This is a genomic window from Cellulomonas septica, assembly GCF_012396155.1.
Classification (GTDB): domain Bacteria; phylum Actinomycetota; class Actinomycetes; order Actinomycetales; family Cellulomonadaceae; genus Cellulomonas; species Cellulomonas septica.
In genome coordinates this window covers 1-1951 of record NZ_JAAXOY010000665.1, presented here as the reverse complement: position 1 = coordinate 1951, position 1951 = coordinate 1, and the positions used below count along the sequence as shown (strand labels likewise).

The following is a 1951-nucleotide window of genomic DNA, read 5'->3' as shown; positions in this document are numbered from 1 at the left end:
CCGCACCGCCCGAGCCCGTCGAGCCGCCCGAGGTGCCGCCCGACCTCGTCCCGCTGCTGCGCGAGCTGGGGGCCGCGCTGCTGTCGTCGGGGCAGTCGGTCGTCGACACCGAGCGCCAGATCGCCGAGGTCGCGGCCGCCTACGGCGCCGACCACGTGCGCACGATCGTGCTGCCGACGGGCGTGTTCGTGCAGGTCGAGACGACCCGCGGGACGTTGAGCGACTTCACCGGCCCGGGTGCGAGCGGCACGCTGCCCCTGCACCAGATCGGCGACGTGGACCGGCTCGTGCGCGACCTCGTGCGCGGCGACGCCGACCTCGCCGGAGCCCGCGCACGGCTGCGCGAGATCCTGGCCACGCCCGCGCGGTTCGGTCCCCTGCTCGTCGTGCTCGGCCACGCGCTGCTCACCGTTGGGTTCGGCCTGATCCTCTACCCGAGCGCCGCGACGCTGCCGGTGTTCCTCGCGCTCGGCGCGGTCGTCGGGGTCCTGCGGCTGCTCGGCGGGCGCTGGCCCACGCTGGGCGCAGCCCTGCCGGTCGCCGCGTCGTTCCTCGTCACGGTCGTCACCATCACGCTCGTGTCGCCCGCGCTCGGCGGCGACCCGGTGCGGATCCTCGCGCCCCCGCTCGTGAGCTTCCTGCCCGGGGCCGTGCTCACCGTCGCCGCGATCGAGCTGACGTCGAACCAGGTCGTCGCGGGCGCGAGCCGCTTCGTGTTCGGCGGCGCACAGCTGCTGCTGCTCGCGTTCGGCGTCGTCGCCGCGGTGAACGTCGCGGGCCCGTTCGCGACCGAGACGCGGCTCGACCCGCTCGGGGCGTGGACGCCGTGGCTCGGCGTGCTGTGCGTCGCCGTCGGGCACCGGTTCTTCTCGTCACCGCCGCGCGGCACGTTCTGGTGGCTGCTGCTCGCGCTCTACGCGGCCTACACCGCGCAGGCCGTGGGCGGCCTCGTCCTCGACCCGCAGCTGTCGGGCTTCGTCGGCGGGCTCGTGGTCGTGCCGGTCTCGCAGGCGATCCAGCGCGCCCGGACCGGTCCGCCCGCGGTCGTCACGATGCTCCCCGCGTTCTGGCTGCTCGTGCCAGGTGCGCTCGGGTTCCGGGGCGTCTCCGAGATCGCCACCGGCTACTCGTTCGGCATCGCGGACCTCGTCGACACGGTCCTCGCGCTCTTCTCCATCGCGCTCGGGGTGCTCGTCGGCACCGCCGCCACGCGCGACGCGCGGCGGGTGACCCGCACGGTCGTCGAGGCCGTCGCCCCCGTGGTGCACCGCGACCGCTGACGCGGCGTCCGCGCACGGTCGGCCGGTCGGGCGACGGCGGGGATCAGCGGCCCGAGACGGAGAAGTGCTGGTAGTCGACCGGCGAGTCCCAGTAGCCGCCCCACCGCCAGCCCACCGCCGCGAACGCCCGGACGACGGCGTCGTCGGCCAGGATCACGCCCGGCGCCGGCGTGCGGGACGCGTACGCACGGCCCGCGGGCGGCGCGACGTGCCGGCCGACCACGTAGGGGTTCTCGACCGGGTTCACGTCGATCGCCTTGCCGTAGGCGTGCTCCGACCACGCCGTGCCGCCGGTGATCGCGCGGCAGTTGAAGGCCGACGTGTTGTCCGCCGCCATCGACGCGTCGTCGTCGGCGCCGAAGTCGTCCACGAGCCGCATCGACCGGACCGGGTAGCCCGCGTCGAACAGCGCCCGGAACACCTCGACGATCCCGTCGGCGACGTCGGCGTGCACGACGAGCTCGCCCTGGAGCACCTGCCCCTCGAACCCGTGGTGCGTGACGGTGACGTACCGCAGGTCCTCGAGCGGCACCGGGCACCCCGGCCGCCACGACGCGGACATGCGGGCGACGACGTCGGGCGTCAGCGGGCTCACCGTCCCGCGGTACGCGGACGTCGGCGTGGGCGTGGGCGTGGGTGTGGGTGTCGGGGTCGGGGTCGGGGTCGGGGTC

The 1951-nt window shown here is 75.3% G+C and carries 2 protein-coding genes; one reads left to right on the top strand and one right to left on the bottom strand.

Annotation, left to right across the window (positions count from 1 at the left end):
- Nucleotides 1-1280: threonine/serine exporter family protein (locus HGA02_RS17885; RefSeq protein WP_168680602.1), on the top strand; the 1280-nt coding region annotated here is incomplete at its 5' end.
- Between the two features lie 43 nt (nucleotides 1281-1323).
- Here the strand turns inward: HGA02_RS17885 and HGA02_RS21510 are convergent.
- On the bottom strand, nucleotides 1324-1951 hold a 628-nt coding region (locus HGA02_RS21510; protein ID WP_168680600.1), incomplete at its 5' end, for a M15 family metallopeptidase.